We start from the raw sequence: 24,731 nt of genomic DNA on the forward strand, positions 1-24,731 counted from the left end.
AAAGCCTGCATCTCTGCAGGCTTTTCTCTATCTGACTCCACGACCTGGACTCGAACCAGGGACCCAATGATTAACAGTCATTTGCTACCGATTGGTCGCAACGGGCCCACGGAAAACGTGCTGGAGACACTGAAACGCTGCACAGCGTGAGTACATGAATGCGTCACGCCAGGAGAGTTAGTCGGGGTGGGTTGGGTTGTCAAAGCGTGGCAAAACAATGACCTGTAGGAAAAGGAGGCGCCCTTTGTCAGCATTCACCCGGCAATCCTGCAAAAATCTGGCAATGCAATTCATTCGGGTCTCAGCCCCCCCTAAGCAATCCGTTTGTCCCATGGGTGCCTATCGTCCTGGTTCGACGGTCACCGCATAGGCTGAGGAGGGTTCAACCGTGTGTCGAGAGCAAACCGCTCTTGGCTGATCAATTCGAATAAATCGTTCGCTGCAGAGGGATTCATCAGCACATTCCAGCTATGCCGGGAAACGGCTGAAGGAATCAACACGAAGGGATGCTCTGCTAAGAGGCTGTCACCAAACTGCTGCTGACCTCGCCCGGGTGAACCCGGGAACAGCCAGTTTGCGTTAGGTACCGAGTCAGGCATGACCCGATGGACGAGCTTGAAGTCCTTGACCCGGGCACACGTGAGTACATGCGCAATCGTGTCCAGTGCCTGAAAACCTTTGTGCACGGCCACCTCAAGGATCGCAGTAGACGGATCTGCGGAGCAGTACACCGCTTTGATACCTTTAGAGTTCCACCGGCCGCCAGCGATTTCAGCCCCAATACCGGACGACCAAGTGGATGCATGCTTCTCTTGATCCAATCGCCACAAATACAACTCACCATTCCCTGGCACTATCGTCATCAGGAATACACCCCGTATTCCATGCGGGTCAGAAAGTCCTCTACCAACTCAAATCCCATCTGAGTCGTCAGCAGATCCAGAGGCGTCTTTCCCTCGAGCCCCATAGCAGGAGAGGTCATCCAGTTGAGCGCCTGCTGGCGATCTCCCAACACCTCCTCTGCCTTACTCAATACGCTAGCCAGACGCCACGTGCTGTTGGTCTGCTCAGCCGTCAGGGGTTCAGGTTTTTTGATACGCCGCTGCACCGTTCGATCCGAAAGCCCGAGCACCTTAGAGAACACATGGTGATCTCGTAGTTGGCTGTATGACTGAACAAACGCAATCACCAGCTCTGACGGAAACCCCTTCTCCATCATGGAATGAAGCTCAAACGCACTCGTAACCTTGAGTTTTTTGCCTTCGCCAAACAGCAGCTGTAGCGGCCGCGCTGGATCGTATGTTGTCGCTTGTAGGCTTTTGCTTGCAGGAATCATGGTCGCCCTCCTCTGCCATATGGCCAAAATATATCGCCAGATGGCAGAGAAAGCCAACCTATCCGACGATGGGTATTTTTCGCCTATCGCACACTGAAACTGGCAGATTGAAAAGAGGCATTTTCTGCAAGTCCAATTCAAGCTAGGTGAGCATTGTCTGTCATACGTCATGCCTGGAAAGTTAGTCGGGTTAGGTTGACTTGGCTTGTCAAAGCGGCGCAGAGCAATGACCTGTAGGAAAAGGAGGTGCCCTCTGTCAGCTACCGAGTAACCTTTATGCCTGACTTAACTTCCTGACCAGCGTAGCCGCCATTAGCTTCAATGTTCTGCTCTCTACCTCAAACTCCTCATCTAGAGCGCGTATGACCTGCGCCCTGTCAAGAATGTAGCCAGCCAAAAAAACTGATTCAATTGATTCAATTGCATGAATGACAACCGACTCCTCTTCAGCTTTTAGAAGCGCTAGCAAAACGCGCAAAGCCCGCTCATCATCCGAGTCACCGAGAGACTCCGCGCACCGACCTCGCCAGACTTCAGACTTCGCCAGAAAAATAGATTCAAGTTCGTTCCAGCTTGAATTATCAAACTGAGAGATCTTGGAGGCCGCGGTATCAATTCCTACATCCGACCAGTAATCTTCTGAACTTATTGAATCCAGCAAAAATTCATAGTCCTTCAACATACTACACCTATCAGAATTCGTCGGATCCGGAGCCGTGCATCGAAAACAATCGCAGTGACTTTAGGATAATTCGCCAGAACTTGCCCCTTGCTTCACGCAATCGCTGAGCTTACATGAGCGTCGCCGGTTTCTACAGCGACACTAGAAAATCCTTCCAACCTCGTAAAGCCTTTTCGAAGTCGTCCAAGCTAATGGTGATTGAGAAATCTTCATCATAAAGCGAATAGATTTTCACTCCATCTTTCGATATATGAGCAGCCCAAGCATCACGAGCCCATTCCGTAAAGACTTTCTCGTCGCGTCTCACTGCCAATAGTCTATTCACCCCTTCATCCAACCAAGGAATGGTTTCGTTAAAAGGCACTCCGCCATTGTCGATCAATAAGCATGCGAGAAGATCTACACCATCAACTCTCACCACATCAGTGCCGCACCGAGGACTTGAGACTTCGGCTGACTCTTTCATATAAAAACGAATGTTCATTTTAGCCCTCACTCCAATGGATGAAAGGTGCATGGGCAGGACCTGTCCACGGTGAGTGAGCAAAGAGGTCGGATTAACTTAGTCAGAAATTTAAATCCGCCCCCTTTTTTGTCCTTTTCGAAACACATCGTTGATACGGGAGAAACTATCGAACCGAGCATGATGCTGGATATCGAATCCATACATCTAGATCGCCGGCCTGCGCCATGCAGTAGCATCGACATTACTGTTCGTACCAACTTTAACAAATGCCTAACAATCGAAGATCCTCAACAAGGTCTGCTGCCTCTTCCGGAGGCAGCTCTTTCAGCATAGAGGAAAGGTCAATCTGCTCGATCAGCTTTAAGGCAGCATCCATATGATATTTCTTGACACTCTCGGAAGATCGACCCGCAGAAAGAACAAGGGCTAATATTTCAAGCATCAACTTCTCAACTGGTAGATCGAAGGAATTTTCGAGTTCGCTATAGGCAAAGCCTACCTCGCTTTCACCTTCGACCCAAGCACTTCGATGCCTAAGCTTTACTCGGCAGTAACTGTAGTAGCTGCCCAAAAACCAAGCCCTGATTTCAGCGTAAGTCACTCTTTCTTCCATCACGGAGTTTTCCTTGGCGGACGCAACCTGACGCCCTGATTATCGAAAATATTCACAGTTACATTAGGATACTTCGCCCTGATCAGGGACAGATTGGGGATACAGGTCTGAGAAATGATCTCGTCAGGCCGAGTCTCATTGCTCGTGATCAACTGATAGGTACCGCCAGGCGCTTCATACGCCAGGTTGTAAAACGAGGACAACGACGGCTGATTATCAAGATCGATGAACAGGGTACGAACACCTGCATCGGCGCAGAACGCGCCCAGATTGGCGCCAACCGTGGTCTTACCCGGTCCGCCTTTGGTTGAAACGACTGCAGCGACTTTCATGGGGCTTACCTCTGAATCGTAGGATTAAGAGACGTCTTCATGCCTGCCACGCTGTGCGCTTCGATCACCTCGGCCAAATCCAAGGCAAAAAAAAGCCTGCATCTCTGCAGGCTTTTCTCTATCTGGCTCCACGACCTGGACTCGAACCAGGGACCCAATGATTAACAGTCATTTGCTCTACCAACTGAGCTATCGCGGAATGCGCCGTATGTTACTGATTAAAAAGAAGAAGTCAAGCATTCAGTGCGAACGTACCGGATGATCGGTTGTGAGTGGCTGTTCCTTGGCCAAATCCAGCCAGGCCCGCGCGGCGGGTGGCAGGTGGGCGCTGGCGCGCCAGGCCAGGGCGATGTGCCAGTCGGTGTGGGGTTCGTCCAGCGGGATCAGGGCGATGCCGGTGTGTTGATGCTTGTGCGCCAGCATGCGCGGCAGGAAGGCGACGCCCAGGCCGGCCGAGACCAGGTCGACGATAAAGTCGATCTGCCCGCTGCGGGCCGCGACCCGAGGGGTCACGCCTTTGCGTTCGCACGCGGCGAGGATCTTGGCGTTGAGGGCGAAGCCGGCTTCGAACAGGATGAACGGCGAGTCCGCCAGGTCGTTGAAGTCGATGCGCGTGTTTTGCGCCAGAGGGTGCTCCACGGGTAGCACGGCCATCAACGGTTCGTTGCGTACGGGCTGGTAGTCGAAACCTTCGTCCATCGGCAGCAGTAGCGCCGCCAGGTCGACCTCCCCCGCTTCCAGGCAGTCGCGCAGTTTTTTGCTGCCGTATTCGGTGAGTTCGATCTCGATGTCCGGATAGCGGCGGCGGTAGGTCGCAAACATCGCTGCAAACAACACACCGCAGCCCACTGGCGGCAAGCCGATACGCAGTACGCCGCGCTTGAGGCCGCGCAAGTCGTTGATCTCGGCCAGCAGGTCATTGTGCTCGGCAAGCAGCACCTGGGCGCGGCGGTAGGTCATTTCGCCAGCGGCGGTGAGTTCGTTCTTATGCCCGAGGCGATTGAGCAGCGGCATACCCAGTTCATCCTCCAGGGTCTTGACCGCCTTGCTCACCGTGGATTGGGTCAGGGACACAACCTCAGCCGCCTGGGAGAAACCGCCCTGGCGCACCACTTCGACAAAGGTGCGCAGTGTTCTGAGGTTCATCAGTATTCCTTTAGCGACTGAATGCTAGTTGAAAAAGTTGTTTTTATCATGCCAGAGCTTTGCTTATCGTGAACCCCCTTTGACCTGTGGAGTTTACGCTGATGATCATTTCGTCCGCTTCCGATTACCGTGAAGCCGCCCGACGCAAGCTGCCGCGCTTTCTGTTCGATTACATCGACGGTGGCGCCAACGCTGAGCACACGATGCGCGCCAACGGCACGGACTTGGCCGACATCAGCCTGCGCCAGCGCATCCTGCGTAATGTCGACAACCTGAGCCTGAAAAGCACGCTGTTCGGCCAGGAATTGGCGCTGCCGGTGATCCTCAGCCCGGTTGGCCTGACCGGCATGTATGCGCGTCGCGGTGAAGTGCAGGCGGCCAAGGCGGCGGCGAACAAAGGTATTCCGTTCTGCCTGTCGACAGTGTCGGTGTGCCCGATTGAAGAGGTCGCGTCGCAAAGCCCACAGGCGATCTGGTTCCAACTCTATGTGCTCAAGGACCGCGGTTTCATGCGCAATGCCCTGGAGCGTGCGCAAGCCGCCGGGGTCACGACGCTGGTATTCACCGTCGATATGCCCACGCCGGGTTCGCGTTACCGCGATGCGCACTCGGGCATGTCCGGGCCGTTCGCCGCTTCGCGCCGCATACTGCAAGCCGTGACCAAGCCGCAATGGGCCGTCGATGTCGGGTTGATGGGGCGCCCCCATGACCTGGGCAACATCTCCAAATACCTCGGCAAACCCACGCACCTGGAAGACTACATCGGCTGGCTGGCCAACAATTTCGATCCGTCGATCAGTTGGAAAGACCTGGAGTGGATCCGAGAATTCTGGAAAGGCCCGATGATCATCAAGGGCATCCTCGACCCGCAAGACGCCAAGGACGCCGTGAGTTTCGGCGCCGACGGCATCGTGGTCTCCAACCACGGCGGCCGGCAGTTGGATGGCGTGTTGTCCACTGCCAGGGCATTGCCGCCGATTGCCGAAGTGGTCGGTGACGATCTGACGGTGCTGGTGGACTCGGGTGTGCGCTCCGGGCTCGACGTGGTACGTATGCTCGCCTTGGGCGCCAAGGCGTGCCTGCTGGGACGTTCGACCGCCTATGCGCTGGCCGCCGAGGGTCAGCATGGCGTGGAAAACCTGCTGGATATCTTCGCCAAGGAAATGCGCGTGGCCATGACCCTGACCGGTGTGACCTCGATCGATCAGATCGACCGTACAACGCTGGTTAACCCATAGCCAAATAAATGGCGTCACTGGGCACCGTTGCACGTTGGCTTTATTGACAGCCATTTGATTTAAAAGGACTTTTATAAAAACAAAGGATTTGGCATGAATCTCGCTCTAACTTGTCTCAAGCAGGTTAGGCGATGACAAGACGTGTGGCAGTGCCCAGGGGTTATAACCCACTGCAAAGCGGTCTAAACTGTTTCCAATGTTTTACGGAACTGAGGGAACAGTACGACGCATGGCACTCGCCGCTCTTATCGAGCCTGTAAGACAGTTCTGCGCTTAGAGGCTGATAGTTTATGAAAACACCGACCCATACCAACGCAATTGACTTCGACAGTGCCAAATTGCAACGCCTGGGTTTCGGTCAACCGTCCTCCCTGCCACGACGCCCCACCACAGTCGCGCAGCTGCGCCAGCAGTTGAGCATGCACTTGCAGACCAGCCTGGAACCGGAGCGGATCCTCGGCCTGTTTTTCCGCGAAATCCAACGCCTGGTCCCCCTGGACGCCCTGCAATATCACCACCAGGCCAGCGACCTGCGCCTGGAATTTGGCCATCGCGGCCATCACTCGGTGAGCTACACACTGAGCCATGAAGGCGAGCACCTGGGCGAGTTGGTGTTCCGCCGCAACCAGCGCCTGCTGGAAGACGAACTGAGCCAGCTCGAATCCTTGCTGGCTACCCTGCTCTACCCGATGCGCAATGCCCTGCTCTATCGCGCGGCCACCCGCAGCGCGCTGCGCGATCCGTTGACGCAAACCGGTAACCGCATCGCCATGGACCAGACCCTGCAACGGGAAATCGACATGGCGCGCCGGCATTTGAACCCACTGTCGCTGCTGATGCTGGACATCGATCACTTCAAGGTCATCAACGACACCCATGGCCATACGGCCGGCGACAGCGTGTTGCGCACCGTGGCCCAGGCCCTCAAGAGCCAGTTGCGTAACGTCGATATGGTGTTCAGGTTTGGCGGGGAAGAGTTTCTGATCCTGCTGTCCAACACCGGCCGGGATGCGGCGGCGCTGGTCGGCGAACGCCTGCGCAAGGCGGCACAAGCCCACGACTATTGGGCGGATGGGACAAGAATCGAACTGACCGTGAGCCTCGGTTGCTCGACCCTACTGGCCGCAGAATCGGCCGACAGCCTACTGCGCCGGGCCGACAGCGCCTTGTACGTGGCCAAGCGCGAAGGCCGCAACCGCTTGGCAATGGCGGGGTAAGCACCCCGCCATCACGTGTTACATCACGCCTCGCTGGCGACGCGCATCGGGCGCTCACGCACGGCCGCAGGCGCTTTCTCTTTCTCCAGGTGCATGCAGCTTTCCAGGAACAGATACATGTAGTCGTAGCTCTTGCATACGGCTTGGCGCAGCTCGACCTGCAAGGCCTTGCTCGGATTCATCCCGGCCAGGGTGCAGATGATTTCCAGTGCTTCCCACGGGTGGGCATCGTCGTACTGGGCATGCATCTTCAGCCACTTCATCGCACGCTTGCGTTCTTCTTCGGGGAAGGCCGCCGCGTAGACACCTGTGGAACACACCACGGCCGACCACTCCCCCGTCGCCCCTTCGATTGCATAGTTGGTCGCGGCCACGGCCACGATCAGCGAATCGGCCGAGCTGGTGTGCCAGCACCAATGGCTGAGCGCATGCAATTCAGGCGGCACGTTCTGCGCCTGCAACTCCTCGAGGCTGACCCCATGGGCACGCGCCCAATGCACCCAATAATCGGCGTGGTTCAACTCGACGCGAATATTGCGCATCAGCCAACGTCGCGCCATATCCTCCCCAGGATGGCGGGCAAACTTGGTCTTGGTGAGGTTCTGTGCCATGTACAACGCAAACTGTTCAACCACCGGCCAGCCACCGATCAGGTAGTGGCGCATGGTCTTGGCGCTGAGCGTGTTGTCACGCATGCGCTGGTACAGTTCGTGCTCGACAACTCGGCGCTTGCTCTCGCTACAGTCCTGGATCAATTGCTGTGCCCAGGCTGGGTAACTTGAGGCTTCCATTAGCGGGCCGGTTCTGTTGAATGTGTCGATCACTATAAGGCTCCTTTTTAGTGTGATAGTACAGACCAGCGTATGTTTCAGCGGAATGTGCCGGGCGCCCTGAATAACAGGGGCTGCGGTCGCACAGGTCGACACTGCAAGCTATCAAAGGTAAACAATTGCGGGCGTTCTATCAGGTAGCCCTGAGCGTAATCCACACCAATCTCAAGCAACGCCTGTTCGATGTGCGGTGTTTCAACAAACTCGGCAATTGTGCGCTTACCCATGACGTGGCCGATGTGATTGATCACTTCGACCATGGCGCGGTTAATCGGGTCGTCCAGCATATCCTTTACGAAACTTCCATCGATCTTCAGGAAGTCTACAGGTAAATGTTTGAGATAAGCGAATGAGGACATTCCGGCACAAAAGTCGTCGAGCGAGAAATGACAACCTAAGGCTTTGAGTTCATTAATAAAGCGAATTGCACTGCCCAGGTTGGCGATAGCACTGGTTTCGGTTATTTCAAAACAGATCATCGCCGGCGGTATACCGTAGCTATTGAATTTCTCACGTAAAAAACCGAGGAAGTCGTCATCGCCGATGGTAATACCCGACAGATTGATCGCACACATCGCCATGGGCAGGCCCGGCCGCTCGCGCATGCAGTCGGCGATGATCTTGAACACATTATCCACCACCCAACGGTCCAACGAGGTCATCAAGCCATAGCGCTCGGCGGCCGGGATAAAACTGTCGGGCAAGATGATGCGACCGCCTTCGTCATGCAGGCGCAGGAGGATTTCAATATGCCCGGTGCCGCCATCGGTATACCCCAGGGGCGCGATTTCCTGGGCGTACAAGCAAAACCGGTTTTCCTCCAGGGCCATGTGCAAGCGCTGCACCCAGGCCATCTCGCCAAACCGCAGGGACAGTTCCGAATCGTCGGCATGATAGACCTGCACCCGGTTGCGGCCCTTTTCCTTGGCCATGTAGCAGGCCATGTCCGCCGCCCGCAGTGACGTCTCCAGGGTGGTCGGGACCTGGGAGATATGCACCAGGCCAATGCTGACGGTGGTCATGAACGGCCGGCCCTTCCACACAAAATGCAGGCTTTGCACGGTATGGCGCAGGCTCTCGGCGATTTTCTCCGCCACCGGCGCCGGGCAGTTTTCCAGCAGGATGCCGAACTCGTCGCCGCCCAGGCGCGCCAGGGTGTCGCCGTCGCGCAGGTCCGATTGCAGCAGCGCGCAGATGTGCCGCAGCAGTTCATCGCCCGCCGCGTGGCCGCAGGTGTCGTTGACCAGCTTGAACTGGTCCAGATCGAGGAACATCAACGCATGCCGTGGGTTCTGCTGGCGCCCCACGTGATGCAGCACCTGCTCCAGCCGGAACTCGAATTCGCGACGGTTGGCCAGGCCGGTCAACGCATCGTGGGTGGCCTGCCACGACAGGTTGGCAATGTACTGGCGCTCCTGGGTCATGTCGTGCAGCACCAGCACCGCCCCGCTGACCTTGCCGGCACTGCAGATCGGCGCCCCCACCAGCGTCACCGAAACCGTACTGCCGTCCAGGCGCTGGATCAGCTTGGAATGCTCGCTGCCACCACTGAGCCGGCCCTTGATGATGTGATCGATCAGGGTAAAACCGTCGGGCTCGGCGTTTTCGTCGAGCAGTTTGAACAACGCGGCCAGGGGCAGGCCCTGGGCCTGGGCGGACTTCCAGTGGGTCAACGCCTCGGCCGCCGGGTTCATGTAGGCAATGGCGCCATCGACGTCGGTGGTGATCACCCCATCGCCAATAGACTCCAGGGTGATCTGCGCACGCTCCTTTTCCGCCTGCAAGGCGTCGGCGAACGCATGACGCTGGGCCAGCAGTTTGTGGGTGCGCAACAGCGCCAGCACGATCAGGCCCAGGGCGGTCGCCAGGTTCGTGATCAGCAGCAGGCGCAGAATCATCCGCGAACCTTCGCCCAAGGCGTCGCTGAAGGCCTTGGCGGCCGGCGTCACGCCTTCATTGATCGCAGTGATGCGTGCCTTCCATTGCCGCACGTCGTTGCCGCTGACGTGGTCGGCGCGGATCGCGCGGTGCATTTCCTGGGCCAGGTCATCCAGTTGCAGCAGGTAGCCGTCGCCGACCGTCCACAGCTCGATGGCTTTTTCCAGGTAGCTGAAATGGCGGAAGTTGAGGTACAGCCAGATCAGGCTGGAGACATCGTCGGGATGGTTACCGCCCTTGAGGATGCCCTGGCGGGCGGCGGCGATGTCGGGAGCGGGTTGGTCGAGGGCGATGCGCAGTTCATGCCCGCCCTGGGGCACGGCGATGGCTTGCTGGTACTTGAGGTAGGTGGTTTCGTCGCGGTTGTCGGCGTAGAGGGTCAGGTAATAGATGGCATCTTTCTGGCCCTTGGACCACAAGCTTTCGCCTGCCACGTAGCCGCGCACGGCCGAAAGCACGTAGAGACTGACGCAGCCTAACAATGCCTGGAACAGCACGACGGCGATAAAGGGCCACACAATGCCCAACAGCCGAGGCGTTCCGAGAGTCCGCTTTTGCTTCATGAAGTCCCTTGCACATGCACCGCTGGATACGCACGCGAAAAACCGCTTCCGATAGCTCAGCCTAGGCTAAATCAACGCACTTGTTGCAAGTGTCCATAAAGTTTTGCGTACAGCCCACCGTCGGCGATCAGTTGTTGATGATCACCATCCTCGGCAATGTGCCCGCCGTCAAACACCAAGACCCGGTCTGCCTGCTTAACCGCCGACAGACGGTGGGCGATGATCAGTGTAGTACGCCCGCTGAGAAACCGCGCCAGCGCCTGGTGCAGGTTGTACTCGGTGGCGGCGTCGAGGGCGGAAGTCGCTTCGTCGAGGATCACCACCTTCGGCTCGGCCAGGACCATCCGCGCAATCGCCAGGCGTTGCCGCTGGCCGCCGGAAAACCGCACCCCGGAACGCCCCACCACACTGTCCAGGCCCATCGGCAGTGCCTTGACGGTAGCATCCAGCTGGGCAATTTCCAGGGCCTGCCAGCAGGCCTGGTCGCTGCGGGTGCGCCCCATGGTCAGGTTGGCGCGCACGGTGTCGTTGAACAACGCCGGGTGTTGCAGCACCACGGCGACGTTCTCGCGGATGGTCTCCAGGCCGATTTCCTGCTGGGTCGCACCGCCGAAGCGGATGCTGCCCGCCTGCGGCGTGTACAACCCCAGCAGCAACTGCACCAGGGTGCTCTTGCCGCCACCGCTGGCGCCGACGATCGCGACCTTCTCGCCCGGCGCAATGGCCAGGTTCAGTTGGTCGAGCACCAGGTCTTCGCCATAGCCGAAATTGAGCCCGCGGACTTCGATACCGACCGTTTCCCGCCCGCTGAACGGGTCTTCGCCGCCGGCGTATTGCGGCTCGTCGGCCCGTGCCAGTAGCTCGTTGATCCGCGTCAGCGCGCCGCCCGCCGCGTAATAGGCGTATTGCAGGTTAAGCAGTTGCTCCACCGGGCCGATCATGAACCACAGGTAGCTGAACACCGCGAGCATCTGGCCGATGGACAGGTCGGAAAACAGCACGGTGAGCATCGCCGCCGCGCGGAAGATGTCGATGCCGAACTGGAACAGCAAGCCACTGGCGCGGCTGGACGCATCGGTTTTCCACTGCGAGTGCACCGCATAGTCACGCACTTCCTGGGCGCGCTGGCCCAGGCGGCCGAGGAAAAACCCCTGGCGGTTGCCGGCGCGCACTTCCTGGATCGCATCCAGGGTTTCGGTCAGGGCCTGGGTGAACCGCGAGGTGCTGTCGTTCTCGAGTTTCTTCAGGTGTTTGACCCGTTTGCCCAACTGCACCGTGGCGTAGATCACCAACGGGTTGAACAGCAGGATCAGCAGCGCCAGCTGCCAATGCATCCACACCAGGATCGCCGACGTGCCCACCAGGGTGAGCATCGCCACGAGGAAACGGCTGAGGGTTTCACCGACGAATTTGTCCAGGGTGTCCAGATCGGTGACCAAATGGGTGGTGACCGTGCCGCTGCCCAGGCTTTCGTATTCCCCCAGGGAAATGCGCTTGAGCCGTTCGATCAAGCGCACGCGGATGCGGTACACGATGTCCTTGGCCAGCCGCGCAAACAGCCGCGCCTGCACCACGTTGAACACCAGCGCGCCGCAGCGCAGGAACAACGTCACCAGCAGCATCAGGCCGATATAACCGGCGGCTTTCTGCCAGCCCAACGGCAGCGCGTGGTTCATCACCTTGAGCGCGGCGTCGCCGTGGCCGAGCAGCACTTCATCGACCAGCAGCGGCAACAGCAGCGGGATAGGCACGCTGCACAGGGTCGCCAGGACGGCGACGCCATTGGCGATCCACAGGGATTTCTTGTGACGCAGGGCCAGGCGGCGGATCTCCGCCCAGGTCAGTCGATCAGTGCGCTGGGCCGGTTCATGCACAGGTGGCTCGCTCCAGCCATCGGCCCAGTAGCGGCGACAGCTCGGCCAGCGGCTGGTAGCCGTTGGTCAGCAAAGCCAGCTGGCCATTGCGCTCGGCCAGCAGCGTCGGAAAACCGGCGATGCCCAGGTCCTGCACCCAGGTGAAATCGGCAGCCGTGGCCGCGTGCTGCTCGGCACGGTCGAAGGCACCGGCAAACTCGATACGCGGGATGCCCGCCTGTTCGGCCAGCTCCACCAGCACGCTGGCGAGGGTCACGTCGCGGCCCTCGACATAAAACGCGCGCTGGATCAGCCCCAGCAATGTCCATGCACAATCCGGCGCCAGGCTGCGCGCGGTGACGATGGCGCGACACGCAGGCTCCGTGTCATACACAAAACCGTCGGGCAACGCGCCTTCGCGCTTGAACGGCTGGCCGGTAGCGTCGGTCACCGCCTGCCAGTGTTCGAGGATGTAGCGCCGCGTGGTCGGCTCCAGCGCCGCACCGCTGCCGGTGCGCAAGCCGCCCACCACCAGGTGCAGTTCCACACCGGCGGCCCGGGCCTGCCCCACCAAGGCTTCGGCTACCGGGGCAAACCCCCAGCACCAGGAACACATCGGGTCCATTACATAGAGCAAGCGCGCGGACATGGCTCAGGCCTCGGAAGGGGATTGCTTGTAGTTGAAGCCAATCGGGTGCGGCATATTGCGGGCCTTGGCCAGCTCGATCTGCTTCTGCCGGTCGATCGCGCTACGGCGGGTCTTCTCCGGCAGCTTGTCCCAGCAATGCGGGCAGCTGATGCCAGCCACGTAGTGCTCGGACGCGCGGTCTTCGACACTCACGGGTGTGCGGCAGGCATGACATTGATCGTAGTCGCCTTCGCTCAAGTCGTGGCGCACAGTCACGCGATTATCGAAAACAAAGCAGTCGCCCTGCCACTTGGTTTCGGCCTGCGGCACCTCTTCGAGGTACTTCAGGATGCCGCCCTTGAGGTGATACACCTCATCGAAGCCTTCGCTGAGCATGTAGCTGGAGGCCTTTTCGCAACGAATACCGCCGGTGCAGAACATGGCGACTTTCTTGTGCTTGGCCGGGTCGAAGTTGGCTTTGATATACTCGGGAAATTCGCGAAAACTGGTGGTTTTCGGGTCGATTGCGCCTTCAAAGGTGCCGATCGACACTTCGTAGTCGTTGCGGGTGTCGATCAACAGCACTTCCGGGTCGCTGATCAACGCGTTCCAGTCCTGCGGATCCACGTAGGTGCCGACCTTCTTGTTCGGGTCGACGCCTTCGACGCCCAGGGTCACGATCTCTTTCTTGAGCTTGACCTTGGTGCGGTAGAACGGCTGGTCGTCGCAGTAGGATTCTTTGTGGTCGATGTCGACCATGCGCGGGTCGTTCTTCAGCCAGGCCATCAGGCCATCAATGCCTTCGCGGCTACCGGAAACGGTGCCGTTGATGCCTTCTTCGGCGATCAGCAAGGTGCCTTTGATGCCGTTGTCGACCATCGCCTGCAGCAGTGGCTCGCGCAGGGCGACGTAATCTTCGAGGGTGACGAACTTATACAGTGCCGCCACGACAATCGGTTGAGTCACGGGTGTTCTCTCCAGGTGGCTACCCTCGTAAAGGGTGAACCGGATGCAAAAAAAAACGCGCCGACTGAGCGGCGCGTTGCGGATTCTAACAAATGCCCGGTGTCAGAGACACCCGATCATCAATCATGCCCGCCGGCGCAGGTCGGCGAGGCCGGGGCTGCGTCGATTTTCGCCCATTCTTCAGGCGTGTAGGTATGCAGCGCCAGCGCATGAAACTCGCTCATCAGGTCACCCAGGGTGGCGTAGACCTTCTGGTGGCGCTTGACGCGGTTAAGCCCCTCGAACTGTGGACTGACCAGCACGGCCTTGAAGTGGGTCTGCAACCCACGGCTGTGCATGTGGCTTTCATCCAGCACGCTCAAGTGGTCCGGGCCCAGGGCGGCGAGCGCCGTTTCGATACGCTGTTGCATGGTCATTCCTGCTTACTTCTTCTTGGCCGGTGCGGCGGCTTTCGGCGCCAGCTCGTTGGTCATGTCGTCCAACAGCTTGTTCACCACCGGCACGGCGCTTTCCAGCTTGGCCTGGGTCATCTGGGCCGATTGTTGGGTCAGTTGCGGCATTTTTTCGAGGACTTTCTTGCCCAATGGCGATTGGTAGAAAGCCACCAGGTCCTTGAGTTCGGATTCGCTGAAGTTGGTGGTGTAGAGCTTGACCATGTCCGGTTTCAGCTTGTCCCAGCCAATGGCCTTGTCCAGGGCGGCGTTGGCCTTGGCCTGGTAGCTGTCCAGCACGGACTGCTTGGCGGCAGGTGCCTTGGTCTGTTCGAAACGCTGGGCGAACATTTGCTGCACTTGCATGTACACCGGGGTACCCAGCTTGTCGGCGTGGGCCAGGGTAAGGAAGGCTTCGGCACTGGCGTTGTGGCTGGCGGTATCGGCAAAAACCTGGCCGCTGGCGCAAACCAGAGCAACCGCGGTACAGATGGCACGAAGACGAGTCATCGAGTTTCCTTTTCTAGCAGGCGAGGTAAGACCCCAAGGGCGCCCATTCTGCGCCTAAAAAACCTCGCGGCTCAACCCCGGGCCTTGCCGGGCAAGGATTCTGCGCGGATGAATCCGATGAAAAGTCTTTTAGGGAACCCCACCGGCCGATCACGGCCTAAACTGCGCAAACCGATCTCAAGGAGTGTGCCCGATGAGCCGTATCGAAACCGACAGCCTGGGAGACGTAGAAGTCCCGGATGACGCTTACTGGGGCGCGCAGACCCAACGTTCACTGGTGAATTTCGCCATCGGCGAGCAACGCATGCCGCTGGCGGTGTTGCACGCCCTGGCGCTGATCAAGAAGGCCGCCGCGCGGGTCAACGACCGTAACGGCGACCTGCCCGCCGACATCGCCCGCCTGATCGAACAGGCCGCCGACGAAGTCCTCGCAGGCAGGCACGACGACCAGTTCCCGCTGGTGGTCTGGCAGACCGGCAGCGGCACCCAGAGCAACATGAATGCCAATGAAGTCATCGCGGGCCGCGCCAATGAGCTGTCGGGCAAAACCCGTGGCGGCAAGAGCCCGGTGCATCCCAACGACCATGTGAACCGCTCCCAGAGCTCCAACGATTGCTTTCCCACGGCGATGAGCATTGCGGCGGTCCAGGCGATACACCAACGCTTGCTGCCAGCCATTGCCGCACTCTCCGGTGGCCTGGCCGAACAGGCTGCACGGCATATGAAGCTGGTGAAGACCGGCCGTACCCACATGATGGATGCCACGCCGATCACCTTCGGCCAGGAGCTCTCGGCGTTTATCGCCCAGCTCGACTACGCCGAACGCGCCGTGCGCAGCGCCCTGCCCGCGGTGTGCGAGTTGGCCCAGGGTGGCACGGCGGTGGGCACCGGGCTGAATGCGCCCCATGGCTTTGGCGAGGCGATTGCCTCCGAGCTGGCGGCGTTGTCCGGGCTCCCTTTCGTCACCGCGCCGAACAAGTTTGCCGCCCTCTCCGGCCATGAGCCGCTGGTGACCCTGCACGGCGCTCTGAAAACCCTCGCGGTGGCGTTGATGAAAATCGCCAACGACCTGCGCCTGCTGGGCTCCGGCCCGCGTGCCGGGTTTGCCGAGGTCAAGTTGCCCGCCAACGAGCCTGGCAGTTCGATCATGCCGGGCAAGGTCAACCCGACCCAGTGCGAAGCCCTGTCGATGCTGGCCTGCCAGGTGCTGGGCAATGACGTGACCATCGGCCTCGCCGCCAGCCAGGGTCACTTGCAGTTGAACGTGTACAAACCGGTGATCATCCACAACCTGCTGGAGTCGATCCGTCTGCTGGCCGACGGCTGCAACAACTTCCAGGAGCATTGCGTGGCTGGGCTTGCGCCCGACGCCGGGCAAATGGCCGAACACCTGGAGCGCGGGCTGATGCTGGTGACAGCGCTCAACCCGCATATCGGCTACGACAAATCGGCCGAAATCGCCAAGAAAGCCTACGCCGAAGGGCTGACGCTACGGGAAGCCGCCCTGGCGCTGGGCTACCTCACCGATGCCGAGTTCGATCTGTGGGTGCGCCCGGAAAACATGCTGGGAGCCTAAGACGCCATGCGCAACCGCCGGGCCTTGAGCCCGGCCATCAATGAAGGCGCCAGCGCCACGGTCGCCGAGCCCAGCACCACCACCAACGCCCCGGCATACCCCAGGGCGTTGATCTCTTCGGCCTGCACATAATCCGGCCACCACCACGCTGCCACCGCCACCGCAACAAAAGTCACCAACGGCGTGAGCGCCAGAGTCGCACTGACCCGCGAGGCTTCCCAGTGCGCCAATGCTTCGGCAAACGCACCGTACGCCACCAGGGTATTCATGCAGCACGCCAGCAACAGCCATGCTTGCAGCGGGCTCAGGTCCAAGGCTTCCAACGGGTGTGCCCACGGCGTAAGCAACACGGCGCAACACAGGTAGATCACCATCATCACTTGCAGCGAATTCCATGCGGTGAGCAATTGCTTCTGGCCCAAGGCGTAGAACACCCAAATGGTGGTGGCCAGCAGAACGGTCAGAACGCCCGCCGTGTAATCGCCAAGGGACGTCAGCAACTCCTCCAGGCGTTGATTGAAGAACAAACCAAAGCCACAGATCAGCACGATCAGGCCGAGCACTTGGCCCAGGCTGAAGCGCTCCTTGAACACAAACACACTGGCGACCATCAAAAAGATCGGGCCCATCTGCACCACCAATTGCGCGGTGCCGGGGCTGAGCAGTTGCAGGCCCACCAGGTACAACACGTAGTTGCCCACCAGGCCACACACGGCCATGCCCACCAGCCAGCCGCCCTTGGGGCCGAGCACCTTGTGGCTGGGCAGGCGCTTGGTCAGTGCGAGGTAGAAGAACAGACACCCACCGGCAACGGTGAGGCGAAACCACGTGACGGTGATCGGGTCCATCACCTGCAGCACCTGCTTGAGTTTGATCGGCAGGATGCCCCACAGGAACGCGGTCAGCAGGGTCAACAGAAAGCCATAGACCCAGCGGCCGGAAGAGATGTGCATGAGTGCCCCAGAAGCCAGAGGAAGTGGAGCCGCATTCTAGGGGCAAGAACACGACTCGCGATACGCTGCAGTTCAAATGTGGGAGCGGGCTTGCTCGCGAATGCAGGGTGTCAGTCGCTGCATGTATTGGCTGACACACCGCATTCGCGAGCAAGCCCGCTCCCACAATTTGATCCGGTACCTTCAGTAGCTTTAGCGTACGGCTTCGAACAGGCCGGTGGCCCCCATGCCGCCGCCCACGCACATGGTGACGATGCCGTAACGCAGGTTGCGCCGTTGCAGTTCACGCACCAGATGCCCCACCTGCCGCGAACCGGTCATGCCGAACGGATGCCCGATGGAGATCGAACCGCCGTTGACGTTGTACTTCGCGTTATCGATTTCCAACCGATTGCGCGCATACAAACACTGGGACGCAAACGCTTCATTCAACTCCCACAGATCGATGTCCGCCACCTGCAAACCCTTGGCCTTGAGCAACTTGGGCACCGAGAACACCGGGCCGATGCCCATTTCGTCCGGCTCACAACCGGCCACGGTAAAACCACGGAAAAACGCCTTGGGTTTGAGCCCCAGTTCCAGGGCTTTTTCCAGGCTCATCACCAGGGTCATCGACGCACCGTCGGACAACTGCGACGAGTTACCCGCCGTCACCGAACCGTCGTCGGCAAACACCGGCTTCAAGCCTTGCAGGCTGGCCAAGGTGGTATCGGGGCGGTTGCAATCGTCGCGGTCGACCACACCGTCGAGGATCTGCACCGCACCGGTGTTCTTGTCCTCGACCTTGTACTTGACCGCCATCGGCACGATCTCATCGTCGAACAAACCATCGGCCTGGGCCTGGGCCGTGCGCTGCTGGCTTTGCAGGGCGTACAGGTCCTGCTCTTCACGGCTGACGTTGTAGCGACGGGCGACGATCTCGGCGGTCTGGCCCATGGGGAAATAGATACCCGGCACCTGCTCTTTGAGCAGCGGGTTGATCAGGTTGTCGGTGTTGACGCTTTTCATGGTCAGGCTGATGGACTCGACGCCACCGGCAACGATGATGTCGCTGCACCCCGAAGCAATCTGGTTGGCCGCAATCGCAATCGCCTGCAAGCCCGACGAGCAGAAACGATTGAGGGTCATCCCCGCCGTGCCGGTGCCCAGTTGCGACAATACCGCCACGTTGCGCCCGATGTTGTAGCCCTGGGCGCCCTCGTTGGAACCCGCGCCAACGATGCAATCTTCCACGGTGGCCGGGTCGATGCCGTTGCGGCTGAGCAGCGCGTTGACGCAATGGGCCGCCATGTCATCGGGGCGGGTCTGGTTGAACTTGCCGCGAAAGGATTTGGCCAGGCCGGTTCGCACGCTGTCGACGATCACTACTTCACGCATGGGCTACCTCGATCTTGTCGTTGTTGGGAGATGGATCGAGCATAGATCCAGCTGATTCCAACCGCGACGATCATTCACCCGGCGTATGCAAAAGCATGGAGACAAAAATCATCCCCTGCTGAACTGCCATCCCCGTAGTGAGCGGGCTTGCCCCGCGCCGGGTGGCGAAGCCGCCCAAAATCGATCCGCCGCGGTGTATCAGGAAGACCGAGGTGCCTGGGTTTGGGGCGGCTTCGCCACCCGGCGCGGGGCAAGCCCGCTCACTACAACAGGCAAGGTGGGGGCCCGTCACGAGTCGGTTATTTGTGTTTCTTTTTGGCGTGCTTATCGGACTTGGCAAACGCCTCCTCCAGCGCCAGGTTGATGGTGCGCAGCACCTTGACCCGCGCCCAGCGTTTGTCGTTGGCCTCCACCAGCGTCCAGGGCGATACTTCAGTGCTGGTGCGGTCGACCATATCGCCGACGGCCCCACGGTAGTCATCCCATTTGTCACGGTTGCGCCAGTCGTCGTCGGTGATCTTGAAGCGCTTGAACGGGATTTCCTCGCGGGCCTGGAAGCGCTCCAACTGAGTGTCCTTGTCGATCGCCAGCCAGAACTTGACCACGATCACCCCCGCGTCGCGCAGTTGCTCTTCAAAGTCATTGATTTCGCCATAGGCGCGCATCCAGTCGGCGGAGGTGCAGAAGCCTTCAATACGCTCCACCAGCACGCGGCCGTACCACGAGCGATCGAACACGGTGAACATGCCGCGCGCCGGGATCTTCTGCCAGAAGCGCCACAGGTACGGTTGGGCGCGTTCGTCCTCACTCGGCGCGGCGATCGGCACGATGTGGTACTGGCGCGGGTCGAGCGCGGCCGCGACACGGCGGATCGCCCCGCCCTTGCCGGCCGCATCGTTGCCTTCAAACACCGTGACCAGCGCGTGCTTGCGCATGCGTTTGTCGCGCATCAGGCCGGAGAGCCGCGCCTGCTCGGTGATCAGCTGTTCTTCGTAATCGTCCTTTTCCAGGCGCTGGCTCAGGTCGAGGCTGTCGAGCAGGCTTTTCTTGTCCACCGACGCAATCAACGGCGCCGGGTTCATGCCGCTGGCCTTGCCCTTGGGCAGCTTCAGGGCGTTCTGGATGCCTTCGAGCAGCAGCTTGCCCACGGTGAGGCTGCGGTAATTGGCGTCGACACCTTCGATCACATGCCACGGCGCATAGTCGCGGCTGGTGCGGCGCAGCACGCGCTCGCCAAAGTGCACGAACTTGTCGTAGGTCTCGGACTGCTGCCAGTCCAGCGGGCTGATGCGCCAGCTGTGCAGCGGGTCGTCGGCCAGGGCCTTGAGCCGTGCCTTCATCTGCTTCTTGGAGAGGTGGAACCAGAACTTGAAGATCAGCGCGCCTTCATCGCAGAGCATTTTTTCCAGGCGTTCGGCGCCGGCGATGGCCTGGTCCAGGCGGGCGTCCTTGATCTGCCCGTGCACCCGGCCTTGCAGCATCTGGCTGTACCAGTTGCCAAAGAACACGCCCATGCGCCCCTTGGCCGGCAACTGTCGCCAGTAGCGCCAGGCCGGTGGGCGGGCCAGTTCTTCATCGGTCTGCTGGTCGAAGGTGCGCACCTCGATCAGGCGCGGGTCCATCCATTCGTTCAGCAGCTTGACGGTCTCTCCCTTGCCGGCGCCTTCGATGCCATTGATCAGGATGATCACCGGGAAGCGCTTTTGCTGTTGCAGCTCGTACTGCACCTCCAACAAGGCTTCGCGCAGGGCGGGCACTTCGGCGTCGTAGGTGTCTTTGTCGATGGCGTGACCGATTTCGGCGGATTCGAACATGGGCAGCTCCGTTTCAAGATGGCTCAAGACTAGCGGATTGGGCAGCAACACGCGGGAGGAAATTCCACCGGCGCTTGCCGTGGGTCAATTCATTCCCCATTGATCGGCTAGAATGACGGCCTTGTGTTTACCGAGCCGCCCATGAACCCCATCACCCACGCCCAGCTCGACTGGGACGAACAAGGTCGCCCGCACTCGCGGGTCTTCGACGACGTGTACTTCTCCGACCAGTCGGGCCTTGAAGAAACCCGCTATGTGTTCCTCGAACAGAACCGCTTGCAGGAACGCTTTGCGGCCTTGCCGGTGGGTGGGCGGTTGGTGATTGGCGAAACCGGCTTCGGCACGGGCCTGAATTTCCTGTGCGCCTGGCAGCTGTTCGAACAGCACGCGGTGGCCGGGGCGCGGCTGCATTTTGTCAGCGTGGAAAAATACCCGCTGAGCCACGCCGACCTGCAACGCGCCCTCGCCCTCTGGCCTGAGTTGCAGCCGTTCGCCGAGCAACTGCTCCAGCAGTACGTCGCCATCCACCAGGGTTTCCAGCGCCTGGTGCTGGACAACGGCCGCGTGACCCTGACCCTGTTGATCGGCGACGTACTGGAGCAATTGCCGCAACTGGATGCGCAGGTCGATGCATGGTTTCTCGACGGCTTCGCACCAGCGAAGAACCCCGAGATGTGGACCGCCGAGCTGTTTGCCGAACTGGCACGCCTGGCCGCGCCGGGCTCGACCATCAGCACCTTCACCAGCACCGGCTGGGTGCGACGACTGATCAACGCCGCCGGGTTCAAGATGAAGCGCACGCCGGGCATCGGCCATAAGTGGGAGATCCTGCGCGGCGAGTTTCTCGGCTGGCCCGAAACTGCCCCGCCGCCCACCCGCGCCAAACCCTGGTTCGCCCGCCCTGCGCCCGTGGAAGGCGAACGCAAGGCCCTGGTCATCGGCGGCGGCCTGGCCGGTTGCGCCACGGCTGCCAGCCTGGCCGCGCGGGGTTGGCAAGTAAGCCTGCTGGAGCGGCATGCCGCCCTCGCCCAGGAAGCCTCGGGCAACCCCCAGGGCGTGCTTTACCTCAAGCTCTCGGCCCATGGCACCGCGTTGTCGCAAATGATCGTCGCCGGTTTCGGCCACACGCGCCGCCTGCTGGAGCACTTGCATCGCGGCGTGGACTGGGACGGCTGCGGTGTATTGCAACTGGCCTTCGACACCAAGGAAGCCCAGCGCCAGGCACAGCTTGCGCAAGCCTTCGCGCCAGACCTGTTGCACCTGCTTGACCGCGACCAGGCGCAAGCCAGAGCCGGTATTGCGCTGGAACACGGTGGCTTGTTTTTCCCCGAAGGCGGTTGGGTACACCCCCCCGCGCTATGCGAATGGCAAGCCAGCCAAACCGGCATTACGGTGCTGCCCCACACCCATGTGCTCGACCTGCGCCGCGTCGACGATCACTGGCAAGCCTGGGACGGTGAACACCTGCTGGCCAGCGCCCCCGTGGTGGTCCTGGCCGGCGCCGCCGAGGTCCAGCGTTTTGCCGACCTGCCCCTCAAACGCATTCGCGGGCAGATCACGCGTCTGCCACAGACTGCCGAGAGCCAGGCCCTGAGCACCGTGGTGTGTGCCGAAGGTTACGTCGCCCCGCCGCGCCTGGGCGAACACACCCTGGGGGCCAGCTTCGACTTCAAGAACGCAGACCTCACCCCCACGGCTGCCGACCACGCCGGCAACCTGACGATGCTGCACGACATCTCCACCGATCTGGCCCAGCGCCTGCACGCCGACACGCTCGACCCCAGCGTATTGCAAGGCCGCGCTGCGTTCCGCTGCACCAGCCCGGATTACTTGCCGATTGTCGGGCCGCTGGCCGACAGCATGGCGTTCAACCAGGCCTACGCAGTATTGCGCAAGGACGCACGCAGCGTTCCGGACACACCCTGCCCTTGGCTCGACGGCTTGTACGTCAACAGCGGCCACGGCTCCCGCGGCCTGATCACCGCACCACTGTCTGCCGAGCTGCTCGCGGCCTGGCTCGATGACGAACCCTTGCCCGTGCCCCGCAGCGTAGCTGACGCCTGCCACCCCAATCGGTTTGCCGTGCGCGGGCTGGTGCGCAGCAACGCGAACAAGGCCTGACTAGATGCAGCCCTTCAGTTCGCCTTGCTTCAAGGCGTCCAGGGTCAAGCGCTCCAGCTCGGCGTTCTCGGCTTTCTCCTGCTCATGGAGAATGATGTTCCTCTGCTCGCGGTAGCTGCTGTCGTCCATCGTAAGGCTCATTCAAGCCCTCGAACCTGGCCCCATGGGTGCACTTGATAATCCCTGTGCATCCCCCTGCCCTGCGGCCCGCGCAGTCTCGAAGGGCGGGCAGGCGCGGGCCAGGCCAGCAGACTTATAACTTATTGATCTAAAACTCCCACCATAGCCCCGTGTCAGTTTCTGGGTACGCGCCCTCCGGGCGTATTGAGTGTTTCCCCCTCCCCAACGGAAAAACCGGTAAGGAATTTATGTGCGGATTAGCTGGCGAGCTACGTTTTGATCAACAACCTGCCGACCTGGCAGCGATAGAACGCATCACCCATCACCTGGCCCCCCGTGGCCCCGACGCCTGGGGCTTCCACGCTCAGGGGCCGATTGCCCTGGGCCACCGACGCCTGAAAATCATGGACCTGTCGGACGGCTCGGCCCAACCGATGGTCGACGCCCACTTGGGTCTGTCCCTGGCCTTCAACGGCGCGATCTACAACTTCCCGGAACTCAGAGAAGAGCTGGCAGCCCTGGGCTACGCCTTCCATTCCGACGGCGACACCGAAGTGCTGCTCAAGGGCTATCACGCCTGGGGCGAGGCGCTGCTGCCCAAGCTCAACGGCATGTTTGCCTTCGCCATCTGGGAGCGCGACACCCAGCGCCTGTTTATCGCCCGTGACCGTCTCGGCGTGAAGCCGCTGTACCTGTCGCGCACCGGCCAGCGCCTGCGCTTTGCCTCGGCGCTGCCAGCGCTGCTCAAAGGCGGCGACATCAACCCGATCCTCGATCCGGTAGCGCTCAACCACTACCTGAACTTTCACGCCGTGGTACCGGCGCCGCGTACCTTGCTGGCGGGCATTGAAAAATTGCCGCCCGCAAGTTGGATGCGCATCCACGCCAACGGCACCACTGAACAGAAAGTCTGGTGGACCTTGCCCTACGGCCCACATAGCGATGAGCAAAACCTGACGCTGCAAGACTGGACCGACCGCGTCCTCGACAGCACCCGCGAAGCCGTGGCCATTCGCCAACGTGCCGCCGTGGATGTGGGTGTGCTGCTCTCCGGTGGCGTCGACTCGAGCATGCTCGTCGGCCTGCTGCGTGAAGCCGGGGTAAAGGACTTGTCGACCTTCTCCATCGGTTTTGAAGACGCCGGCGGCGAGGCTGGCAACGAATTCCAGTATTCGGACCTGATCGCTAAGCACTACGGCACCCGTCACCACCAACTGCGCATCGCCGAAAGCGAGATCATCGAACAACTGCCGGCGGCGTTCCGCGCCATGAGCGAGCCGATGGTCAGCCACGACTGCATCGCCTTCTACCTGCTGTCGCGGGAAGTGGCCAAGCATTGCAAGGTGGTGCAAAGCGGCCAGGGCGCCGATGAGTTGTTCGCCGGCTACCACTGGTATCCGCAGGTGGATGGTGCAAGTGACCCTTACGCCGCCTATCGCGAAGCGTTTTTCGACCGCAGCTACGACGACTATGCGGCCACCGTCGCGCCGCAATGGTTGACCGCCAATGACGCCGCCGGCGACTTCGTACGCGAACATTTCGCCATGCCCGGCGCGACTGCCGCCGTGGACAAGGCCTTGCGCCTGGACAGCACGGTGATGCTGGTGGACGACCCGGTCAAACGCGTCGACAACATGACCATGGCCTGGGGCCTGGAAGCCCGTACACCGTTCCTCGACTACCGCCTGGTGGAGCTGTCGGCCCGTGTGCCCGGCAAGTTCAAGCTGCCCGACGGCGGCAAGCAAGTGCTGAAGGAAGCCGCGCGCCGAGTGATTCCAAGTGAGGTCATCGACCGCAAGAAAGGCTACTTCCCCGTCCCTGGCCTCAAGCATTTGCAAGGCGACACCCTGAACTGGGTACGCGACCTGCTGCTGGACCCCAGCCAGGATCGTGGCCTGTTCAACCCGGCCATGCTCGACCGCCTGCTCACCGACCCGCAGGGCCAACTGACCCCGTTGCGCGGCTCCAAGCTCTGGCAACTGGCGGCGCTGAACCTGTGGCTCAGCGAACAAGGAATCTGA

At 60.5% G+C, this 24,731-nt stretch carries 22 protein-coding genes, 2 tRNA genes and 1 pseudogene; 5 read left to right on the forward strand and 20 right to left on the reverse strand.

All coding sequences use genetic code 11. From position 1 onward, the window contains the following. Positions 1 to 35: 35 nt before the first annotated feature. The 9 genes and pseudogenes from IB241_RS03015 to IB241_RS03055 form a co-directional block, all read right to left on the reverse strand. Positions 36 to 105: transfer RNA gene (locus tag IB241_RS03015), tRNA-Asn, on the reverse strand. Positions 106 to 359: 254 nt separating this feature from the next. Further along, the gene (locus IB241_RS03020; RefSeq protein ID WP_192296892.1) at positions 360 to 863 is read right to left on the reverse strand and encodes an RES family NAD+ phosphorylase; all 504 of its coding nucleotides are present in this window, start codon (positions 861 to 863) and stop codon (positions 360 to 362) included. Further along, positions 863 to 1,336: an antitoxin Xre/MbcA/ParS toxin-binding domain-containing protein gene (locus IB241_RS03025; protein ID WP_192296893.1), complete on the reverse strand. Its 474-nt coding sequence runs from the start codon at positions 1,334 to 1,336 to the stop codon at positions 863 to 865. The genes IB241_RS03020 and IB241_RS03025 overlap by 1 nt, the downstream gene beginning before the upstream one ends. 274 nt (positions 1,337 to 1,610) lie before the next feature. Then, on the reverse strand, positions 1,611 to 2,018 hold the full coding sequence (locus tag IB241_RS03030) for a HEAT repeat domain-containing protein (protein WP_192296894.1): 408 nt from the start codon (positions 2,016 to 2,018) through the stop codon (positions 1,611 to 1,613). A 130-nt stretch (positions 2,019 to 2,148) separates the two neighbouring features. Next, on the reverse strand, positions 2,149 to 2,502 hold the full coding sequence (locus IB241_RS03035; protein ID WP_225595212.1) for a hypothetical protein: 354 nt from the start codon (positions 2,500 to 2,502) through the stop codon (positions 2,149 to 2,151). Positions 2,503 to 2,743: 241 nt separating this feature from the next. Beyond that, a complete protein-coding gene (gene imm2, locus IB241_RS03040) occupies positions 2,744 to 3,097 on the reverse strand; it encodes an Imm2 family immunity protein (RefSeq protein ID WP_225595246.1) in 354 nt (117 codons plus the stop codon). A gap of 65 nt (positions 3,098 to 3,162) precedes the next feature. Next, positions 3,163 to 3,429: pseudogene (locus IB241_RS03045) on the reverse strand (ParA family protein); the annotation flags it as partial. A gap of 123 nt (positions 3,430 to 3,552) precedes the next feature. After that, positions 3,553 to 3,628 (reverse strand) — tRNA-Asn (locus IB241_RS03050). 41 nt (positions 3,629 to 3,669) lie between these two features. Next, positions 3,670 to 4,575: a LysR family transcriptional regulator gene (locus tag IB241_RS03055; RefSeq protein ID WP_192296896.1), complete on the reverse strand. Its 906-nt coding sequence runs from the start codon at positions 4,573 to 4,575 to the stop codon at positions 3,670 to 3,672. Between the two features lie 101 nt (positions 4,576 to 4,676). On the opposite strand from IB241_RS03055, the gene lldD reads away from it, so the two are divergent. Beyond that, positions 4,677 to 5,813: an FMN-dependent L-lactate dehydrogenase LldD gene (lldD, locus tag IB241_RS03060; RefSeq protein ID WP_192296897.1), complete on the forward strand. Its 1,137-nt coding sequence runs from the start codon at positions 4,677 to 4,679 to the stop codon at positions 5,811 to 5,813. Positions 5,814 to 6,103: 290 nt separating this feature from the next. Continuing rightward, the gene (locus IB241_RS03065) at positions 6,104 to 7,030 is read left to right on the forward strand and encodes a GGDEF domain-containing protein (protein ID WP_192296898.1); all 927 of its coding nucleotides are present in this window, start codon (positions 6,104 to 6,106) and stop codon (positions 7,028 to 7,030) included. Between the two features lie 23 nt (positions 7,031 to 7,053). Here the strand turns inward: IB241_RS03065 and IB241_RS03070 are convergent, their stop codons facing one another. From IB241_RS03070 to IB241_RS03100, 7 genes are all read right to left on the reverse strand, one after another. Continuing rightward, positions 7,054 to 7,821 (reverse strand): iron-containing redox enzyme family protein, encoded by a 768-nt coding sequence (locus IB241_RS03070; protein ID WP_225595247.1) that lies wholly within the window; start codon positions 7,819 to 7,821, stop codon positions 7,054 to 7,056. A gap of 77 nt (positions 7,822 to 7,898) precedes the next feature. Next, entirely contained in the window at positions 7,899 to 10,361 is a 2,463-nt protein-coding gene (locus IB241_RS03075; RefSeq protein WP_192296900.1) for an EAL domain-containing protein, read from the reverse strand. Positions 10,362 to 10,432: 71 nt separating this feature from the next. Beyond that, the gene (locus IB241_RS03080) at positions 10,433 to 12,235 is read right to left on the reverse strand and encodes an ABC transporter ATP-binding protein (RefSeq protein WP_192296901.1); all 1,803 of its coding nucleotides are present in this window, start codon (positions 12,233 to 12,235) and stop codon (positions 10,433 to 10,435) included. After that, positions 12,228 to 12,830: a DsbA family protein gene (locus IB241_RS03085; RefSeq protein WP_192297236.1), complete on the reverse strand. Its 603-nt coding sequence runs from the start codon at positions 12,828 to 12,830 to the stop codon at positions 12,228 to 12,230. Before IB241_RS03085 ends, IB241_RS03080 begins: the two co-directional genes overlap by 8 nt. Before the next feature lie 36 nt (positions 12,831 to 12,866). Beyond that, on the reverse strand, positions 12,867 to 13,808 hold the full coding sequence (locus IB241_RS03090) for a rhodanese-related sulfurtransferase (protein WP_192296902.1): 942 nt from the start codon (positions 13,806 to 13,808) through the stop codon (positions 12,867 to 12,869). Positions 13,809 to 13,927: 119 nt separating this feature from the next. Then, on the reverse strand, positions 13,928 to 14,224 hold the full coding sequence (locus IB241_RS03095; protein ID WP_192296903.1) for a BolA family protein: 297 nt from the start codon (positions 14,222 to 14,224) through the stop codon (positions 13,928 to 13,930). Between the two features lie 6 nt (positions 14,225 to 14,230). Then, on the reverse strand, positions 14,231 to 14,749 hold the full coding sequence (locus IB241_RS03100) for a DUF2059 domain-containing protein (protein ID WP_192296904.1): 519 nt from the start codon (positions 14,747 to 14,749) through the stop codon (positions 14,231 to 14,233). A 193-nt stretch (positions 14,750 to 14,942) separates the two neighbouring features. Here IB241_RS03100 and IB241_RS03105 point away from each other — a divergent pair, with 193 nt between their 5' ends. Then, positions 14,943 to 16,325 carry a class II fumarate hydratase gene (locus tag IB241_RS03105; RefSeq protein WP_192296905.1) on the forward strand — a complete coding sequence of 461 codons (1,383 nt, stop codon included), beginning with the start codon at positions 14,943 to 14,945 and terminating at the stop codon, positions 16,323 to 16,325. On the opposite strand, the gene IB241_RS03110 is transcribed toward IB241_RS03105, so the two are convergent. The 3 genes from IB241_RS03110 to pap all read right to left on the reverse strand — a co-directional run bounded on the left by IB241_RS03110 (position 16,322) and on the right by pap (position 20,469). After that, entirely contained in the window at positions 16,322 to 17,278 is a 957-nt protein-coding gene (locus IB241_RS03110; RefSeq protein WP_192296906.1) for a DMT family transporter, read from the reverse strand. The genes IB241_RS03105 and IB241_RS03110 overlap by 4 nt on opposite strands. 192 nt (positions 17,279 to 17,470) lie before the next feature. After that, a complete protein-coding gene (locus IB241_RS03115; RefSeq protein ID WP_192296907.1) occupies positions 17,471 to 18,655 on the reverse strand; it encodes a thiolase family protein in 1,185 nt (394 codons plus the stop codon). A 299-nt stretch (positions 18,656 to 18,954) separates the two neighbouring features. After that, on the reverse strand, positions 18,955 to 20,469 hold the full coding sequence (gene pap / locus IB241_RS03120; protein ID WP_192296908.1) for a polyphosphate:AMP phosphotransferase: 1,515 nt from the start codon (positions 20,467 to 20,469) through the stop codon (positions 18,955 to 18,957). A gap of 141 nt (positions 20,470 to 20,610) precedes the next feature. Between pap and mnmC the strand changes: the two genes are divergently transcribed. Beyond that, entirely contained in the window at positions 20,611 to 22,590 is a 1,980-nt protein-coding gene (mnmC, locus tag IB241_RS03125) for a bifunctional tRNA (5-methylaminomethyl-2-thiouridine)(34)-methyltransferase MnmD/FAD-dependent 5-carboxymethylaminomethyl-2-thiouridine(34) oxidoreductase MnmC (RefSeq protein ID WP_192296909.1), read from the forward strand. Here mnmC and IB241_RS03130 read toward each other — a convergent pair whose 3' ends face one another. Further along, positions 22,591 to 22,731, reverse strand: a complete 141-nt coding sequence (locus IB241_RS03130) for a hypothetical protein (protein ID WP_192296910.1) — start codon at positions 22,729 to 22,731, stop codon at positions 22,591 to 22,593. Positions 22,732 to 22,958: 227 nt separating this feature from the next. Here IB241_RS03130 and IB241_RS03135 point away from each other — a divergent pair, with 227 nt between their 5' ends. Then, entirely contained in the window at positions 22,959 to 24,731 is a 1,773-nt protein-coding gene (locus tag IB241_RS03135) for an N-acetylglutaminylglutamine amidotransferase (protein ID WP_192296911.1), read from the forward strand.

This window comes from Pseudomonas sp. PDM05 (assembly GCF_014851685.1).
Taxonomy (GTDB): Bacteria; Pseudomonadota; Gammaproteobacteria; order Pseudomonadales; family Pseudomonadaceae; genus Aquipseudomonas.

Excerpts from the sequence above, each read along its gene's own strand:
- IB241_RS03020 (WP_192296892.1), bottom strand. The coding sequence starts at position 863 with ATGACGATAGTGCCAGGGAATGGTGAGTTGTATTTGTGGCGATTGGAT.
- IB241_RS03135 (WP_192296911.1), top strand. The coding sequence starts at position 22,959 with ATGTGCGGATTAGCTGGCGAGCTACGTTTTGATCAACAACCTGCCGAC.
- IB241_RS03035 (WP_225595212.1), bottom strand. The coding sequence starts at position 2,502 with ATGAACATTCGTTTTTATATGAAAGAGTCAGCCGAAGTCTCAAGTCCT.
- lldD (WP_192296897.1), top strand. The coding sequence starts at position 4,677 with ATGATCATTTCGTCCGCTTCCGATTACCGTGAAGCCGCCCGACGCAAG.
- IB241_RS03115 (WP_192296907.1), bottom strand. The coding sequence starts at position 18,655 with ATGCGTGAAGTAGTGATCGTCGACAGCGTGCGAACCGGCCTGGCCAAA.
- IB241_RS03030 (WP_192296894.1), bottom strand. The coding sequence starts at position 2,018 with ATGTTGAAGGACTATGAATTTTTGCTGGATTCAATAAGTTCAGAAGAT.
- mnmC (WP_192296909.1), top strand. The coding sequence starts at position 20,611 with ATGAACCCCATCACCCACGCCCAGCTCGACTGGGACGAACAAGGTCGC.
- IB241_RS03075 (WP_192296900.1), bottom strand. The coding sequence starts at position 10,361 with ATGAAGCAAAAGCGGACTCTCGGAACGCCTCGGCTGTTGGGCATTGTG.
- IB241_RS03085 (WP_192297236.1), bottom strand. The coding sequence starts at position 12,830 with ATGTGTTCCTGGTGCTGGGGGTTTGCCCCGGTAGCCGAAGCCTTGGTG.
- IB241_RS03055 (WP_192296896.1), bottom strand. The coding sequence starts at position 4,575 with ATGAACCTCAGAACACTGCGCACCTTTGTCGAAGTGGTGCGCCAGGGC.
- pap (WP_192296908.1), bottom strand. The coding sequence starts at position 20,469 with ATGTTCGAATCCGCCGAAATCGGTCACGCCATCGACAAAGACACCTAC.
- IB241_RS03095 (WP_192296903.1), bottom strand. The coding sequence starts at position 14,224 with ATGACCATGCAACAGCGTATCGAAACGGCGCTCGCCGCCCTGGGCCCG.
- IB241_RS03130 (WP_192296910.1), bottom strand. The coding sequence starts at position 22,731 with ATGAGCCTTACGATGGACGACAGCAGCTACCGCGAGCAGAGGAACATC.
- IB241_RS03065 (WP_192296898.1), top strand. The coding sequence starts at position 6,104 with ATGAAAACACCGACCCATACCAACGCAATTGACTTCGACAGTGCCAAA.
- IB241_RS03105 (WP_192296905.1), top strand. The coding sequence starts at position 14,943 with ATGAGCCGTATCGAAACCGACAGCCTGGGAGACGTAGAAGTCCCGGAT.
- IB241_RS03100 (WP_192296904.1), bottom strand. The coding sequence starts at position 14,749 with ATGACTCGTCTTCGTGCCATCTGTACCGCGGTTGCTCTGGTTTGCGCC.
- IB241_RS03070 (WP_225595247.1), bottom strand. The coding sequence starts at position 7,821 with ATGGAAGCCTCAAGTTACCCAGCCTGGGCACAGCAATTGATCCAGGAC.
- IB241_RS03025 (WP_192296893.1), bottom strand. The coding sequence starts at position 1,336 with ATGATTCCTGCAAGCAAAAGCCTACAAGCGACAACATACGATCCAGCG.
- imm2 (WP_225595246.1), bottom strand. The coding sequence starts at position 3,097 with ATGGAAGAAAGAGTGACTTACGCTGAAATCAGGGCTTGGTTTTTGGGC.
- IB241_RS03110 (WP_192296906.1), bottom strand. The coding sequence starts at position 17,278 with ATGCACATCTCTTCCGGCCGCTGGGTCTATGGCTTTCTGTTGACCCTG.